The organism is Pseudomonas sp. GM18 (assembly GCF_000282195.1).
GTDB lineage: Bacteria > Pseudomonadota > Gammaproteobacteria > Pseudomonadales > Pseudomonadaceae > Aquipseudomonas.
On the sequence record NZ_AKJT01000082.1, the window covers coordinates 23,851 to 41,169 of the forward strand.

At 59.3% G+C, this 17,319-nt stretch carries 9 protein-coding genes; 8 read left to right on the plus strand and 1 reads right to left on the minus strand.

What is annotated here, in order from left to right:
- The first annotated feature begins 76 nt into the window (after nt 1–76).
- The 3 genes from PMI21_RS07670 (at nt 77) to PMI21_RS07660 (ending at nt 4,808) form a co-directional block, all read left to right on the plus strand.
- Complete coding sequence (locus tag PMI21_RS07670; protein ID WP_007940301.1) at nt 77–3,490, plus strand: polyketide synthase family protein; 3,414 nt, start codon at nt 77–79, stop codon at nt 3,488–3,490.
- A gap of 59 nt (nt 3,491–3,549) precedes the next feature.
- Nucleotides 3,550–4,026, plus strand: a complete 477-nt coding sequence (locus tag PMI21_RS07665) for a hypothetical protein (protein WP_007940303.1) — start codon at nt 3,550–3,552, stop codon at nt 4,024–4,026.
- A gap of 83 nt (nt 4,027–4,109) precedes the next feature.
- Complete coding sequence (locus PMI21_RS07660) at nt 4,110–4,808, plus strand: outer membrane protein (RefSeq protein ID WP_007940305.1); 699 nt, start codon at nt 4,110–4,112, stop codon at nt 4,806–4,808.
- A 183-nt stretch (nt 4,809–4,991) separates the two neighbouring features.
- On the opposite strand, the gene PMI21_RS07655 is transcribed toward PMI21_RS07660, so the two are convergent.
- Complete coding sequence (locus PMI21_RS07655) at nt 4,992–5,768, minus strand: alpha/beta fold hydrolase (RefSeq protein ID WP_007940306.1); 777 nt, start codon at nt 5,766–5,768, stop codon at nt 4,992–4,994.
- A gap of 762 nt (nt 5,769–6,530) precedes the next feature.
- Here PMI21_RS07655 and bcsQ point away from each other — a divergent pair.
- Genes bcsQ through PMI21_RS07630 form a run of 5 tightly spaced genes read left to right on the plus strand, consistent with a single transcriptional unit; the run spans nt 6,531 to nt 17,310 of the window.
- The gene (bcsQ, locus tag PMI21_RS07650) at nt 6,531–7,697 is read left to right on the plus strand and encodes a cellulose biosynthesis protein BcsQ (RefSeq protein WP_007940307.1); all 1,167 of its coding nucleotides are present in this window, start codon (nt 6,531–6,533) and stop codon (nt 7,695–7,697) included.
- Entirely contained in the window at nt 7,694–9,925 is a 2,232-nt protein-coding gene (bcsA, locus tag PMI21_RS07645; RefSeq protein ID WP_007940309.1) for a UDP-forming cellulose synthase catalytic subunit, read from the plus strand. Before bcsQ ends, bcsA begins: the two co-directional genes overlap by 4 nt.
- A complete protein-coding gene (gene bcsB, locus PMI21_RS07640) occupies nt 9,922–12,225 on the plus strand; it encodes a cellulose biosynthesis cyclic di-GMP-binding regulatory protein BcsB (protein ID WP_274517590.1) in 2,304 nt (767 codons plus the stop codon). Before bcsA ends, bcsB begins: the two co-directional genes overlap by 4 nt.
- Nucleotides 12,226–12,232: 7 nt before the next feature.
- Nucleotides 12,233–13,474, plus strand: coding sequence for a cellulose synthase complex periplasmic endoglucanase BcsZ (gene bcsZ, locus PMI21_RS07635; protein WP_007940313.1), 1,242 nt, complete (start codon nt 12,233–12,235; stop codon nt 13,472–13,474).
- Nucleotides 13,450–17,310 carry a cellulose biosynthesis protein BcsC gene (locus PMI21_RS07630; protein ID WP_007940314.1) on the plus strand — a complete coding sequence of 1,287 codons (3,861 nt, stop codon included), beginning with the start codon at nt 13,450–13,452 and terminating at the stop codon, nt 17,308–17,310. The genes bcsZ and PMI21_RS07630 overlap by 25 nt, the downstream gene beginning before the upstream one ends.
- Nucleotides 17,311–17,319: the final 9 nt, after the last annotated feature.

A 17,319-nucleotide genomic window follows, 5' to 3' on the forward strand; every position in this document is an offset into this window, starting at 1 on the left:
AGCCGCTGTAAAAAATGGCATGGAATCCGGGTGATCGCACAGATCACCCAGCATTTTGGCAATCAGGAGACAGGGTATGAATGGCGCGGTAACAACAGAGGGCGACTTTTGCTTCAGCGCAATGGCTGGCGAGTTTCCCGGGGCTCCGTCAACGGATGCGCTATGGCACTTGCTCTCGCAAGGACAGATAGCGCCTATCAATTCGATGCTGACACGCTGGGAACTGGATAAGGCGTCAATCTATTCAGCAAAGACAGGTGAAAAGGATCGCGTTTACCTGGACAGTGCTTTTTGCCTGACCGATGACGCATCAACCCCTTCACGGCATGAAGGACGGCAGGTCGCCATCGGAAAAAAAGTACTCCAGACACTCCTCACCCAGCTTGCCGGACAAGGCTCGGCACTGATCAAGGAACGCACCGCATTGGTGGTCGCGACGTCTTGGAGTGACGAGAGTTATTTCGTCACAGGCATGTCCGGAAAAGCCGAAGCACCACAGGGCTACACACCGGGCGAACAAGTGGCTGAACTGGCTGCGGCTTTTGCCTTCGGTGGCCCGGCGTTATCGGTCGACACCGCCTGCAGTTCGTTCCCCTATGCAATCGATATGGCTCAGGCCCTGGTCAATAGCGGGCAGGCGGATAACGCGATTGTCATGGCACTGAACACCGTGTTGCCACCGGCGCTGTTTCTGGGCTTCTCGCAGTTGACCGCCTTTTCCGCCCGGGCCCAAATGCAGGCGTTCGGCCAGGACGCTGACGGCATTGTGCCGGGTGAATGTGCAGTCGCCTTTCTGGTCGAACCCGTATCGCAGGCCCTGATTGCGCAGCGCCGTCCCCTGGGCGTTTTACGGGCATTGGGAATGTCCGCCGATGGCGCCGAAGGTTCAGTGTTTGCGCCTGGCAAACAGGCTCAGTACACAGCTTACCAGCGTGCTTATATCGGTCTTGATCCCAACGACGTGGACTACATCGAAACCCATGGTACCGGCACTCCGCTGGGTGATGCGACAGAGCTGGACTCGTTGAACAGCTTCTTCGCTCCCCATTGCACAGACGGCAAAAAAATCACCATCGGTTCGATCAAGTCCGTCATTGGCCACCCACTGGCCGCCGCCGGAGGCGCTTCGCTCGCCAAGGCGTTGATGATATTGCGGCACAAAGGGATTCCACCTCAGCCCGACTACCGCCCCAGCGCAAAAGTCGACGAGACCCGCCTGCAGCTGGCCACAAAGCAGATACAGCCCCTTGCGGATCGTCAGTCGGCGATCCGCATAGGCATCTCCAGTTTTGGCTTTGGCGGCGCCAATGCGCATCTGGTGGTGGATGAATACATTCCCGATAACCGCCCTGTCGCCCATCTAGCCAGCCCCGGCGTGTTAATGCTGGACCTTGCGATTGTCGAGGCTGAAGCAGCGATCGGCAGTCACGGCTCGTTGCAGTCATTCAAGCAACAGCTCGATCGGCCGGCAACGCCATCAGTCAGTTTCCCTTATGGGCGTTTCGTTGATTACACCCCTGCTCCAGGTCAGCCGTTGCTGGGTCAATTCCTGGCGCAGGATCGCGTCATAGATATCGACGGTTTCGGCATGGGGCCCAAACCTCTGGCCCATGTCGATCCGTTCAAGCTGTTGATCACCGATCGCGTCAACCATTTACTGCGACGCCTGCCGGGTGTGGCCGGCTCACCCGGCACGGCGATGGTCATGTGCTGCAACATGGGTGGCGAACGCTTCAGCAATGCGTACAGCAGCGCTCACAACTTCTACTCCCAGGCTCAAGGCACGCCACCGGGCGTGGAGGTGGCGGACGTGGCAACCATGTTGCCGAACATGTTGTCCGGCTACCCGACGCAGATTTTTGACTTCAAGGGTTTCCATCAAACATTGGTCGGCACCCCGGGTCTGTTCTGGCAAACCTTGCTGGCATCGCAGCAATGGTTCAAAAACGGCATAGCCACGCTGTTGCTCGGTGCAGGGCGCTTTATCAGCGGCGAAATCGAGATCGAGCGCGCCCGACATTCAGCGACGGTGCAAGGTGAAGGGCTGGGGCTGATTGCGCTGCGTCCTTATCAACCAGACGCCAGTGATAAACCTTTACTGGTGATCCGCGCGGCGGTCCTCGCCCATGCCGCGAACTCGCTGGAAGAGGCTTGCCAACTGCTGGGCAAAGAGCGGAGTCAATACCAGGACATTGAAGTCTGCGAGCTGCAGCCTGATGCGACTCATGCCAGCGGATCACTGCAAGAAATTACCGGCTTCCTGGCTGAAGCCAGTGGCATCGAAACCCTGTTGGCGGTGATGTTGAGTGCATCGGCTCACACGGTGATCGAGGTTCGCGAAGCCGGCAAGGCCGTGATGTGGTTGTTTACTGAAAAGCTTCAGGAATGGAGCCCGGTGGCCGAACCTGCTCCTGCCATAAAACATCCCTTTACATTGCGCTTTGCTCACTCGGCATCCCACGAACTGCAGCAGGTCATCCCGCCTGCCCGCCCTGTCAGCCTTGTCCGCGAGCCGCAAAACGACGGCGTCGACGTGCTGCAACTCAGCGATATGCTGACCAACACCCTGCTCTCAGGGCTGCGCGTCAGAGTTCGCGCCATGGAGAGCCTTTTCGCCCTGCACCGTGGTGCTGAAGTGCAGCGCCCGGCACACTGGCAACGTTGCCCGGAAAACATCGTGATCGCCAACGTCCAGCGCGGCCCTCAATCACTGCACGCCCAGCTCGTGGTGAATGAAGCGCACCCTTATTTCTTCGATCACCCTCTTGATCACATCCCCGGCATTTTATTGCTCGAGGGCGTGTTGCAACTGATTGAACTCGCCGTGCCGCCACTGAGTGGGCGAGTCGCCTATGTCAAAACCTTGAATATCAAGTTCCAGCAATACGTACAAAAACAGGGTGTGATTGATCTGCATCTGGAACAGGGCAAAGACCCTCAGGTGTTCAATGCCAAGGTGATGCAGGCCGGAAAGCTGATGTGCACCTGCGTCCTTGGGATGGCCTACAGCTCGGCGTTCGAGAAATCTCCCGCTGGCGAGTTCACGGCCACTCGCTGCCGCGACAAGGCCTTGCTGCACAAGGCCAGAGAAGAAAACGTCATCGTCAGTGACATGAGCAGCATCGCTCAGGGCTTGAGCGTGGACACACTCAAACTGCCGGATGAGCACTTCTTCCAGGAGGGCGACCCCGAGCACTTTTCGATGGTGTATTTCCTCGAAGTTGCCCGCCAGTGCTACATGCAGATTGCCCACAGCCATCTGCGGATTCCACTCAACACCCCGATGAACCTGCTGGCCTTGAGTTTCACCCTGGATCGGCCAATCCCCAGGAACAGTCCGCTGTCATTGGCACCGCAGGCCGGTTTTGACGCACAGCTTCAGCCGTTCAAAACCAACCGCATCTATATCGACCTGTTCAACCGGGGCGAAAAAATCGGTCAAGCCAGCATTACCGCTCAAGTGCTGAGTCAATCCGCACCCGCTGCCTGAGGCACTCAATTGATCCCGCTCTCCAGCATGACCGTGCCCCCAACAACCAAGGTGTCGCCGTGAACGATGTCAAAGTGCAAGTCATAGTCAAATCGCCGCGTTCTGAAATATGGAAGATCTGGAGCAACTTTTCAGAAGCGCCGTTATGGGATACCGACGTCCGCGAGTGTGAACTCAATGGCCCGTTTCAACCTGGAACACGAGGCAAATGCATCCTCAAAAATGGCCTGAACATGCCGCTGAAACTGGAAGCAGTGAAGCTGCATGAAAGCTATCGGAACACGGCAAGGCTGCTGTGGATCGACCTTGAGTTCGATCACCAGATGCGCAGGCTTTCCCCGAATGAAACCCAGGTCATCCATAGCGCGAAGATCTCTGGCCCCTTAAGTTTTTTATACCGCGGGCTGCTACGCAAAATGCTGACCGCGGCAATGACCACCGCGCTGCGCAACCTGTGCACGTTGGCTGAACAACGAGCGAAAGCCATCAGCACCCCAGGGCTCGAAACACCTGGAACGCATTTGCACCGCGTATGAAATATTCGGGAGGGAGCGTGTTGCACGCTCGCTCCCGAACACCCCCCGCTTACTTATCGATAACGGCACACTTCGGACCGAGCATGAACCTACTAAAAAAACCTCTGTATCTCGTGATGGGCGTCATTGGCATGGGCCTTATTGCCCCTGAGTCCAGTTCCGCCGACACGCTCGGCCCCTACATCAGTGTCATGGGTGGCCTGAACTGGGTGGCTCCGCAGGACCTTAACCAGAACAACCTCGACTTTGTCGAGATGGAGTTCAATCAACCGTTACACTCCGGCTACGCCACCGGACTGGCATTGGGCTGGCGATTCCCCATCGGGCTACGACCTGAAGTGGAACTCAGCTACCGCAAAAATACCCTGGACCAGTTCAATAACCGGGTCTATGAAGGCGGCGGAAGCATCAACGGTAAAGGCGAAGAGGAAGCCACCAGCGTGATGGCCAACCTCTGGTATGACGTCTTGAACCTGCCAGCCCCCTTCAGTCGCTTCACCCCTTATATCGGCGGCGGTCTGGGTTACACCACGCTGTCGGTCAGTGGCCTGGAAGCCGGCGGCGTCCAGTTCGGCGGCACTCATCGCGACACCGTATCGGCCTATCAACTCGGCGCTGGTGTAGGTTACGAACTCACCGAACAATGGTCCATGTCCCTGGATTATCGATACATCAAGACTCGCGATGCGCACTTCGGTGACATTCAGGGCCTGCCCCAAGGCGATGTACGCACTGACTACAGCGCCCAGTCATTAATGCTCGGCCTGCATTATTGGTTTTAACCAAACAGCGCCATATAGATAACTGCACACAGGTTGATCCGGCGTATGGATCAGCCGTTGCCCAGGCGATCGAAGCATTGGGCTGACTTTCGGTGCCAGAAACACAATAGCTGGGGGCGAGCCCCTAACTATGGTGTTTCTGTTATTTCGGCAAGCCCCAACTTGTTCAAGAAAGGGCAGGAATCACATTGCTGCAGCTGCTTTTTCAATCAGCCGGGCTACCGGCTCCGGATTTGAAACCATCACGACATGGGAAGCCCCTTTAACGACTTTCACCACCTTGGCCTCGGCTCGCTTGGCCATGAATTCCATGGCCTGCGGTGGAATGTTCTTGTCCTTGTCGCCATAGATGTACCAGGACGGAATGTGCTTCCAGGCAGGTGTACCTGACTGCTCGTTCAGCGCCGCTTCGGTGACCGGACGCTGAGTCGCCGCCATCAATGCCGCCTGCGCGGCGGGGACGTCAGCGGCGAACTGGTCGTGGAACTTATCCTGCTGGATGTACAAATCCTTGCCGCCATCAGCCAGTGCGACAGGCACTGCAAGGGCTGGGCCGAGGGTACTCCCCGGGAATTTGCCGGCTAGCCCGGCGACGGTTTCGCCCGCCTCAGGCGCGAAGGCGGCGACGTAAACAAGTGCCTTTACATTGGCATGGTCGTTGGCCGCTTCGCTGATGACGTTGCCACCGTAGGAGTGGCCGACCAGCACAACAGGCGACTTGATGCCAGCCAGCAAGGCGGAAACAGCAGCGCCATCGCTCTTCACACTACGCAATGGGTTGGCGGCGGCCACAACGGGGTAGCCATCTTTTTCGAGGATTTTCACCACGCCATTCCAGCTCGAAGCATCGGCAAAGGCGCCGTGCACGAGAACGACAGTAGGCTTTTCAGTTTGCGCCGACGCGTTGGCGCCGATGATCAGGCCGGCGGTGCAGGCCAGAGCGGCCATTACTTTTTTCATTGGAAACTCCTTGGGTGGTTGAACTATTGAGCGAATCGCGTGAAGACGAAGTCGTGGTTCTGAACTCCTGCGCAACTTTGTATCAACTGCCTTGGCCGCAGTCTTGAGCAGTTGTGCTGAAATCCAGAGACTGGCTCTTGCCGAGCGAGTCGAGGTAAGTCATACGGCTAGTGCTGTCGCGATGGAGCTCATTTGACGCCGATCAGGTATCCCGGATGTGTCACCAACCGCCCACAAAAGAAACAGTCCGTATCGGCATGAGGCCTGGATACATAGAGATACACTTGTGTCGGACCGCGGCATTGATACAGTGGAACTTAGTGAAAACAAAAAAGAGACCGAAGTCTCTTTTTTCAGTTTCTACAGGCCTCAATGGAAGCCAATAGAACAATAACTTTTGAGGGAAACGAAACTCGCAGCCCGCCTCATCGAAACCGAAGAGTTTTCTTTTATATATGAAGCAGAAATACTCGGAAATTATTTCTCCCGATTACTGCATTCATTGCCTATTACCACGCCACACTTCACTGGATAGTTATTATTTGACACACTCCAATAGTCAAACTTTTCACCAGCATCACAACACTTTAATAACACTCAAACGAACACCAACAGATCTCGCTGACTTTTTATAACAATTATTGACACTCATACATAGACACCCTAAATTAATGGCACTCTGCCAACGCCTAGACGACGCATCAACTTTGTTAAGTTAATGGAATGCTGAGTTTCTGAGTTATTTCATTCCTGGTACAACGCATGAAATATGTAGACGACATTACGAAACTCTTTACACGTTTTGGCGCCAATGTGGAGACTTACCAGGAAATACAACCGAACTATAAAGATTTCAAAGACGACCCGGTTCCACCTGCGGCGGCTGAGCCAGAACCGTCAGCGGCATTGTCTCCCGTAACGCCAACGCCCCCTGTGTTTCTACTGGACGAGCCACAGCCTTCTTTATTGATTGGTGCGCCGGTCGAGCCTGTGAAGCATGTTGTCCTCTCGCCACCTTCGCCCAAATCCCCTCCCCTGACCGAGCCACCTGCGAGTTCTGCTACGGGTGACCGTCAGCGATTGAGCGACCTGTTGCGTGAACTTAATCAGATTCGTCGAGACGGTCTGCCAGAAACGACTCGCAGGCGGACCAAGGCGAAGGTCATTGCTATCGTTTCAGCGAATGGTGGGGTCGGTAAAAGCACCGTCGCCGCGGGCCTCGCGAAAACACTTCGGCACCCTGGCGGGCGAGCCATCGCGATTGATCTGGACCCTCAGAACGCGCTGTCCAGCCACTTGGGTATCACCAGGCCGGCTCCCGGGCTGATCCAGCTCAAAGAGCAGGACGCCGACTGGGGCGCTCATCGCCTGCCGGGCTTTAGCGACAGTGAGTGCCTGCCCTTCGGCACTGGCGAGTTGAACGATCGCCGATTGCTCAGGCAGTTGATGCTTGAAAATCCTGACTGGTTGAATCAGCACCTTGCGTCAATGAACCTCAGCGAAAACGATACCGTGATCCTCGACACTCCTTCGGGTGCGACCGTCTATTCGCAACAGGCACTCGACGCCGCCGATCTGGTGCTGGTGATGACGGTGGCCGACGCGGCCTCCTACCTGGCACTGGACACCATGACCCAATGGCTGGAAACCAGCCTGCGACGCGCACAGCAGCAGCGGTATGTGCTCAACCAACGGGATGACTCGCGCTCCTTCAGCAGGGACATGGGCGTGCTGTTTCGGCGACGGCTCGGCGCTAACCTGATCGGGACGATTCGCCTCGATCACCAGTTCAACGAGTCGCTGGCCTATGGTCGGGACCTGATGCAGTACGCACCTGAGAGCATTGGCTGTCAGGACATTCTGTCGCTGTCCGGCGCGGTCCATGCCCTGCTTTTCGCGGATGCTTCCAGCCAGCAGGGCACACCATGACCGTCCAGTTGAATCAGCTACCTGCAAAGACCTGGTGGTTGCAGGGGCTGCTGGATAGCTTGCAGGATCGCGTCAGTCAATGGCCCCTGCGTTGGCGCCTGGGCCTGAAGATCTCAGGCGGGCTGATTGCAGCATTGTTGGTGCTGGGTATCCTCACTGCGCCGCAGAATCTGTATTCCCAGGCCGTGTTTGCCTCCGTCTGTTTTGCCGCCAGCCTGATCATCCGCAAGCAAACCGGGCGTCTGGCGATCCTGACACTGATCACCCTCTCGCTGATCGCTTCGTTGCGTTACATGTACTGGCGCCTGTCCGACACCCTGGACTTCGACAACTGGCAGGATGCCGTATTTGGCTACGGGCTGGTGCTGGCAGAACTGTATGCCTTGCTCGTCCTGGTCTTCGGCTATATACAGACCGCCTGGCCGTTGCAACGTAAACCGCAGTTTCTGCAACAGCCACCCGCGCAATGGCCGACGGTGGATGTGTTCATTCCCACCTATAACGAAGCATTGGGTATCGTCAAACTGGTGGTGCTCGCGGCTCAGGCCATTGACTGGCCCGAGGGTAAACTGCGGGTGCACGTGCTCGATGACGGACGCCGGGAGGAATTCAAGGCTTTCTGTCAGCAGATTGGTGTCAACTACATCACCCGCGACAACAATCAACATGCCAAGGCCGGCAACCTCAACGAGGCACTCAAAGTCACCGATGGCGAGTTCATTGCCATATTCGACGCCGACCACGTGCCCACCCGCTCCTTCCTGCAAATCACCATGGGCTGGTTTTTAAAGGACCCGAACCTGGCGTTGCTGCAAACGCCGCACTTTTTCTACTCACCCGATCCGTTCGAAAAAAACCTCGATACCTTTCGCTCGGTACCCAATGAAGGTGAGCTGTTCTACGGCCTGGTGCAGGACGGCAACGACCTGTGGAACGCGGCATTCTTCTGTGGATCCTGTGCGGTTATCCGGCGGACTCACTTGCTGGAAGTCGGCGGCATCGCCACCGAGACCGTGACGGAAGATGCGCACACGGCACTCAAGCTCAATCGCCGTGGTTTCAATACCGCTTACCTCGCCATTCCACAAGCGGCGGGACTGGCCACCGAAAGCCTTTCCCGACACATCAGCCAACGCATACGCTGGGCGCGAGGCATGGTGCAGATTTTTCGGACCGACAATCCGTTGTTTGGTAAAGGACTGAACCTGGGGCAGCGCATCTGCTACCTCAACGCCATGATGCACTTTTTCTACAGCCTGCCCCGTCTGGTGTTCTTGACCGCACCCTTGGCCTACCTGTTTTTCGACGCGCAGATATTCCATGCCTCGGCGTTGATGGTCACGGTCTATGTACTGCCGCATATTTTCCATTCCAGCCTGACCAACTCCAGCATCCAGGGGCGCTTCCGCCACTCCTTCTGGAACGAAGTGTATGAGTCGGTGTTGGCCTGGCACATCATGCGACCGGTACTGCTGGCCCTGATCAGCCCTTCGCTGGGCAAATTCAACGTAACCGACAAGGGCGGCACCATCGAAAAGGACTATTTCAACTGGAAGCTCGCGCGGCCTTACATCGTCCTGCTGACCTTGAACATGATCGGTCTGGCGATCGGCGTGGTGAAACTGATCGGGAGTGATTCGGCCGAGGCCACTACCCTGCTGATCAACCTGGTCTGGACCGTGTACAACATCATCATCGTCAGCACCGCCGTGGCGGTGGCCACTGAGTCCTCTCAGGTGCGCAACGAGCCCAGGGTGCCCGCGGATCTGCCCGTGCGCGTCTATCGCGAAGACGGCACATCGTTCGATTGCATAACCCGGGATTTCTCACAAAACGGCGTGGGCCTGGCACTGCCACCGCAGGTTCAGCTCAGCGCCAAAGAGAAGCTGCGGCTCTGCATTCTGCGCACACCTCCCTCAAGCCTCTTTCCCGCAACAACGATCTTCAGCAACGACAACGTGGCAGGCGTGAAATTCGAGGCTTTGACCCTGCGCCAGCAAAGTGAGCTGGTGCGACTGACCTTTTCACGGGCCGACACCTGGGCCAACACGTGGGGCAACGGCCGCCTCGACGCGCCAATGTCGGCGTTGCGCGAGGTCAGCAGCATTGGCTTACGCGCCATCCTGCGCTTGTTCGTTGCCACCCTGAAGGACAGCCAGGCGCTGCTGCGCAAACGCCCGGTCACTCCATCACCTATCGACCCCACCGCGGACACGCAACGATCTTGAAGCCTTCCACTCGCCGGACCTTTCCTCCTCGTCGCTCACTCATGCTGCTCGCCTGCTCACTAGTGGGCTGGAGCGACTGGGCGTTGAGTGCGACCAACCCAATCAGCGCCACAGAGCCGGCGGTGATGCCCGTCGCATCGTTGCCCGGGACCGATGCCCCGGGCAACAGCTATACCCGCACCCTCAAGGAGCTGGGCAAAAGCTATTCGATGAACCTTAAAGGCGTGGAGGCTACCGACAGTGTGAATTTCGATATACGCGCCGATGAAGTCGTCACGGCTGCGCAGGTCACACTGCAGTACAGCTACTCACCGGCGCTGCTGGCCGACCTTTCGCAAATCAACGTGCTGATCAACGATCAAGTGGCCGCCAGCCTGCCCCTCCCGAAGGAAGAGGCCGGTAAATTGCAGACCCGGACCGTGCAGATTCCGCCGCAGACCATCACCGAATTCAACCGGCTCAGCCTGCAGTTCATCGGTCACTACACGATGCAATGTGAAGACCCTTTGCACTCCAGCCTGTGGGCCAGGATCGGCAACGAGAGCCAGCTGAGCCTCCAGGTGTCCTCGATTAAACAGCCCAACGACCTGTCCGCTCTGCCTCTGCCCTTGTTCGATCGTCGAGACGCCTCGACCCTGAAGCTGCCCTTCGTGTTCGCTGCGCGCCCGGGCGGCCCTGAGCTTGAGGCCGCCGGCATCCTGTCGTCCTGGTTTGGCGCCCTGGCCAGTTATCGCGGCGCAACCTTCCCCGCCAGCCTCACCAGCCTGCCGGCCAAAGGCAACGCCGTGGTGTTTGTCAGCGGCAGCGAATCGACGGCCTTGAGTGGCTTACCGATCAAAGAGGCCACGGGGCCGACATTGACACTCGTGAGCAACCCGAATGATGCTCAGGGCAAACTGTTGATCGTTTCCGGGCGCGATGGCGCCGATCTCAAGGTCGCCGCGACAGCGCTGGCCCTCGGTGGCTCGGCCTTTTCCGGGCAGAGCGTGGTGATCGACCGGATCGACTCGCTCAAGCCACGCAGACCGTACGACGCGCCTAACTGGCTGCCCTCCGACCGCCCGGTTCGCCTGGGTGAACTGGCCAAGCCCGCAGAACTCAATGTGTCGGGTTACAACCCGGGACAAATGACGGTGGCGCTGCGCTTGCCACCCGACCTGTTCAACTGGCGTGAGCCCGGCGCGCAACTCGACCTGAAGTACCGCTATACGCCGCAACCGGTCTCCACCAATTCCTCGTTGCTGGTCAACTTCAACGATACCTTCATCAAGTCGATCGATCTGCCTTCGATCGAGAAACTCGGCAACAGCGACGGCCTGCTGGCGATGCTCAAAACCGACGACAGCCTGGCCCGCACGTCGCGCATGCTGTTGCCGCTCAATTCCGTGGCGCTGCAATCACGCCTGCAATTTCGCTTTATGTATGACTACATCAAACAGGGTGACTGCCGCGACATCATCATCGACAACATGCGCGGAGTGATCGACCCGGACTCGACCCTGGACCTCAGCCAATACGAACACTTCATGGCCATGCCCAACCTCGGGGTGTTCAAGGACAGCGGCTTCCCGTTCACCCGCATGGCCGACCTTTCTGAAACATCGGTGATCCTGCCCAACGAGCCGGGCCCGGCGGACCTGAGCGCCTATCTGACCGTGCTGGGTCGCTTCGGCGACTCCACCGGTTATCCGGCCACCGGCGTGAAGGTGGTCCACGCCGACCAGGTGGCCGAGCAACGCGACCGGGATTTGCTGGTGCTCGCCTCGGGCAACAATCAGCCGCTGCTGGAGCAATGGCAAAGCCTGCTGCCGGCTAAGGACGAAGCCGCTGCGCAGTACTTTGAACTGTCTGACCTGCCCTTGCGTCTGCGCAACTGGATCAGCCCGGATACAAAAACCAATCTGCGTGAAGCGCGCAGCAGCTTCAGGTTCAGCGCTGACGACGGCAGTGCTTATCTGACTGGATTCGAATCGCCGCTCAAGAGTGGGCGCAGTGTGGTGTTTATCGCCAGCGCAAGGCCCAACGGCTTGGCTGACGTGACCAACGCCCTGCTCAGCAGCGAAGAAAACGCCCACGAGTTGCAAGGCAGTCTGGTGGTGGTCAAGGGCACGCATGTCAAATCGCTGGTGGCCGAACAGGACTACTACGTCGGGAGCCTGGGCCCATTGCGCTATCTGCAGTGGTACCTCTCGCAAAACGTAATGGCGCTCATGCTGTTCACTCTCCTCGGGGTCTTGCTGCTTGCTTCGATGACCTACCTGGCCCTGCGCTTACGGGCCAGACGTCGTCTTGGCCAATGAGCCGCGCATGCCTGTGTCGTCCATGAGCAGCCCGGGAGTTTCACTTCGCCAATGCCTGCGCGCAAACGCGCGCAGGTTGAGCGCGGTGCTTGCGCTCGCCCTGCCGGTGCCTGCGCTATCGGCCGCAACCCCCTGTGAGTTGCCGGCCTGGCCACTGTGGCAAACCTATTCAGCGCGTTTCGTCCAGGCCGACGGCCGGGTTCTGGAATCGAGCCTGGAGAACAATCACAGCACCTCTGAAGGACAGTCCTACGGCATGCTCTTCGCACTGATCGGCAACGATCAGGCACGCTTTGACAAACTCTGGCGCTGGACATCAGCCAACCTCGCAGGCTCCGCCACTGCCACACGCCTGCCAGGCTGGTTATGGGGGCAAGGCGCGGACGGTCAGTGGCGCCTGCAAGATGCCAATTCGGCTGCCGACGCCGACTTGTGGATCGCCTACACCCTGCTCGAAGCCGCCCGCCTGTGGCATCGGCCGGAGTATCGCCAGGATGCCCTGCACCTGATGGCGACGATTGAAGCGCAATTGGTCGTCACGCTGCCCGGGCTGGGCCCGATGGTATTGCCTGGACCACAGGGTTTCGTCCTGCCGGATGCTCTCTGGCGCCTGAACCCCAGCTATCTGCCACTGCCACTGTTACGGCGGCTGGCCAAGGAAGCCCCCAACGGGCCCTGGCAAGCGATTGCCAACAACACCGCGACGATGATTGCCCAATCAAGCCACCACGGTTTCGTCGCTGACTGGGTCGGTTATCAAGGCACTTCAGCGCAATCGGGTGTCTTCACAAGCGATCCGATCAATGGCGACACGGGCAGCTACGATGCCATTCGCGCATACCTCTGGCTGGGCATGAGTGACACCTCCGAACCGCTGGCAGCGCTCCTGCTCAAACGGCTGGACGGCATGGCCCGCAGCACTGTCGCGACGGGTTCCCCCCCGGAAACAGTCCAGGTTCTCCATGGCAGTGTTCAGGGTCAGAGCCCGTTCGGATTCCGGGCTGCACTGATTCCCTACCTTGAGGCCAAGGGGCATCCCCGGTTGGCCGATCAGCAACGACACCGCGTGGAACTCGCCCTGCAAGAGGCGCTGGCCAGGCCTGATGCCGACGCCAGTACGCCGCGTTACTACAACTTCATGCTTAGCCTGTTCGCGCTCGGCTGGGCAGATAAACATTACCGATTCCGGGAAGACGGAACGCTGAAACTCTCCTGGGAGACCGCATGCACCCGCACCAACGCACGCTAGCCATCGCCGTCATGAGCGCATGGACGGCTGCTGCACACGCTCAAAGTCCGACGCCACAGACATTACTCGTCGAGCAAGGGCAGTACTGGCAGTTGCACAACAACCCTCAGCGCGCTGCGGAAGTCTGGCTGAAAGTCCTGCTGCTGGACCCGGTCCAGGTTGACGCACTGTATGGCCTGGGCTTGATCGGCGTGCAACAGGGCAAGCCACAACAGGCGCAGCAATACCTCGCCCGCTTGCAGGCCATCCAGCCAACGCCTCGGCAGGCACTGCAACTGGCGCAGGACATCGGCATGGCCCAACCGCAGAACCAGCGGCGTCTGGAAGAGGCTCGGCGCCTCGTCGATGCCGGTGAGCGTGACAAGGCGACCACCGTGTTTCGCTCGCTGTTCGATGGCCGCCCACCTCAAGGTACGATCGGCCGCGAGTATTACAACAACCTTGCCTTCAATCAGGCTGACTGGGCGCAAGCACGCAGCGGGTTTCAGCGCCTGCAACGTGAGATGCCCAACGACTCGATCGTCGCGCTGTTTTACGCCAAGCATCTGGTCCGCCATGAAGACAGCCGTGCCGAGGGCATCCGCGCCCTGGCCGCGCTGACCCAGCGTACCGACATCGCCGGTGATGCCGACGAAAGCTGGCGCCTGGCGCTGACCTGGATCGGCCCGCCCAATCCGGCACAAGTGCCGTTGTTCGAGGCGTACCTCAAGACGCATCCGGATGACGTGGAAATCCGGGCGCAGATGAACAAGGGCAAGCAACAGGTGGCAACGACGGCCAGCAAGGAATGGCAACCGCCCGCCGAAGTCGCGCGCGGCCTGAAGGCGCTCAAAGAAGGCGATCAGGCCACCGCCGAACAGGCTTTTCAAGCACGCTTGAAAACCCGGCCCGATGATGCTGACGCGCTGGGCGGCCTTGGCGTTATTCGCCAGCAGCAACACCGACTGGCCGAAGCAGAAAAGCTCCTGGGTCAGGCCACGCGACAACACGACGGCAGCCGCTGGCAAGTGGCGCTGAACGAAGTGCGCTACTGGTCGGCGTTGCAGCAGGCCCGCGACGCCCAGGCCAAAGGCCAGACAGCCCAGGCACAGGCCTTGGTGAACCAGGCGCTGCGGCAGAATCCAAACGGGGTGGATGCTCGCCTCGCCCTGGCGGATATTCAGGCCAGCGCGGGCCAGTTCGATGACGCTCAGCGCAACTATCGGCAGATTTTGAATCTGCGCCGCGACGACCCTCAAGCACAGGAAGGGTTGGTCAACGTGCTGCTCAAGAGCGGCAAGAACGATGAAGCCTTGCAACTGATCAACAGCCTGCCAGCCACCGGGCAGGCAAAGATCGGCCAGTCTGCACGCCTGCAAGTCTTGCGCGCGACACAACTGGCCGCCCTCGCCGAACAACGCAACGACCTGCCCGCTGCGCGCAACGCCTTGCAAGACGCGCTGCGCTACGAACCGGACAACATCTGGACACGTTTCGCCCTGGCCCGTCTGCACTTGGCGATGGGCGAACCGCAAAAGGCTCGGGACCTGATCAACGCCATGCTCCAGGCCCACCCCGACAATGCCGATGCGCTTTACGTCAGCGCCTTGCTGTCGGTCCAGATGGGTGAGTGGAAAGCCGCCCAGGCAACCTTGGGACGCTTGCGCCCCGACCAGCGCACCCCGGACATTGAAGCGCTGGCCGCTGATGTCAGCCTCAACCTGCAACTCAGCCAGGCAATCGGGTTGGGCAAGCGCGGACAGCGCCAGGAAGCCCTGACCTTGCTCGATCGTATTCAGCCGATGGCCAACAACAGTCCAGATCGCACGGCGAGCCTGGCCTCGGCCTATGTCGACATCGGCGAACCGACCCGTGCGCTGGCCCTCATCCGCGACCAGTTGCAACGCACCTCTGCGCCCTCGGCGGACTTCATCCTGCAATACGCCGCGGTCCTGCTTGAATCCGGAGAAGACGCACAGGTCAACGAGATTCTGCGCGACCTTCAGAACAAGCCCTTGAACGCACCGACTCGCAAGCGTTTCGACGACCTGCTCCATCTCTATCGCATCCGCCAGGCTGACCATTTGCGTGAACAAGGCAATCTGGCCAGCGCTTATGACACGCTGGCGCCCGCGCTGGCGCAACGTCCCGGTGACAGCGCTGCCGTCGCGGCGCTGGCGCGAATGTATTCGGCCAACGGCGACACGGCAAAAGCCCTCGAACTCTACAAACCGCTATTACAACGTCAGCCAAACGACCCGCAACTGCTGTTGGGTGCCGCCGACGCGGCGGTGTTGGCACATGACACAGGCTTTGCCGAACAGGCACTGCAACAGTTGCTCAAGACCGAATCCGGCAACCCTCAAACGCTGACCGAAGCCGCACGCCTCTACCAGAACATGGGCAAGACCGGCACGGCGACCGACCTGCTGCGCAAGGCAGTGGCCATCGAACAGAGCGAGAAACGCAGAAACCAGAGCGGCCAACTGGCCGGTTCGACAGTGGCGCCCAACCCTTTTGCGGGGGTGTCGGGTCCACGTAACGAGGTCAGTCGCGACACCTTGCTGGCAGCGATCCCGCCACCGGCTCAGGAGATGCCGGGCAGCGTGAGGTCTAACAGCCCTTTTGGCATTGACGCCCTGCCAAGGCCACAGCAGGCGAGCAATCCATTCGAGTCGCAGCTGCCGCGCGCAGCACTGGTGAATGAAGACATCAGCCCCGCGCAACTAGCGCTGAATAAAATCCTTCAGGAGCGCAGTGCCTACGTCACCCAGGGCGTGAGCATTCGCAGCAACAACAGTGAGTCGGGGTTGAGCAAACTGACCGACATTGAAACGCCGCTGGAAATCAATATCCCGCTGGAGGAAAGCCGCGTCGCCCTGCGCGTGACGCCGGTCTCGCTGAATGCCGGCAGTGCCAGCGACGAGGCTCGGCAGCGCTTCGGTAGCGGTGCGCAGAGCGACGGCGTCGGCTCGCAAAAAGCCGAGGGTGTCGGCCTTTCCGTCGCGATTCAACGGCCCGCGGATGGGCTCAAGGCCGATCTCGGCACCACTCCGCTCGGCTTCAAATACACCACCGCCACGGGCGGCATCAGCGTTGATCGCCCCATAAGCGACTCCTCTAATGTCCGCTACGGGGTGAGCGTTTCCCGGCGTCCGGTGACTGACAGCGTCACCTCGTTTGCCGGCACCACGGACAAACGCAGCGGGCAGTCCTGGGGCGGTGTGACCGCCAACGGCGGGCGTGGCCAGTTGAGCTATGACGACAGCGAAGTCGGCGCCTATGGCTACGCCTCCTGGCACCAGCTGTTGGGCAACCATGTCGAATCCAATAGCCGCAGTGAACTGGGCAGCGGTGTCTACTGGTACCTGCAAAATGCAACGGACAGCAAGCTGACCGTCGGCCTGAGCATGACCGGCATCAGCTACGCGAACAATCAGGACTATTTCACCTATGGCCACGGCGGCTATTTCAGCCCGCAGACGTTCTTCGCGCTGGGCGTGCCGGTGACCTGGGCACAACGCACCGGGCGCTTGACGTATCAAGTCAAGGGCTCGGTCGGCGTGCAGCATTTCGAGCAAGATAGTGTCGACTATTTCCCGACCGACAAAGCCCTGCAGGCGGCCTCGGGCCTGCGCTACGCCGGGCAAAGCAAAACCGGGATCGGCTACAGCGTCGCCGCGGCAGCTGAATACAAGCTCGCTTCGAACTTCCTGCTGGGCGCCAATCTGGGCCTGGACAACGCCCACGACTACCAACAATTCAGCGGCGCCCTGTCTTTGCGTTACCTGTTCGAGGACATCGGCGGCCCCATGAGCCTACCGGTCAGCCCATACACCTCGCCTTATTCCAACTGATCATTCTGG

Bases quoted from the DNA above. Each gene is read 5' to 3' on its own strand.
- PMI21_RS07670 (WP_007940301.1), top strand. From the start codon at position 77: ATGAATGGCGCGGTAACAACAGAGGGCGACTTTTGCTTCAGCGCAATG.
- PMI21_RS07660 (WP_007940305.1), top strand. From the start codon at position 4,110: ATGAACCTACTAAAAAAACCTCTGTATCTCGTGATGGGCGTCATTGGC.
- PMI21_RS07655 (WP_007940306.1), bottom strand. From the start codon at position 5,768: ATGAAAAAAGTAATGGCCGCTCTGGCCTGCACCGCCGGCCTGATCATC.
- bcsQ (WP_007940307.1), top strand. From the start codon at position 6,531: ATGAAATATGTAGACGACATTACGAAACTCTTTACACGTTTTGGCGCC.
- bcsA (WP_007940309.1), top strand. From the start codon at position 7,694: ATGACCGTCCAGTTGAATCAGCTACCTGCAAAGACCTGGTGGTTGCAG.
- bcsZ (WP_007940313.1), top strand. From the start codon at position 12,233: ATGCCTGTGTCGTCCATGAGCAGCCCGGGAGTTTCACTTCGCCAATGC.
- PMI21_RS07630 (WP_007940314.1), top strand. From the start codon at position 13,450: ATGCACCCGCACCAACGCACGCTAGCCATCGCCGTCATGAGCGCATGG.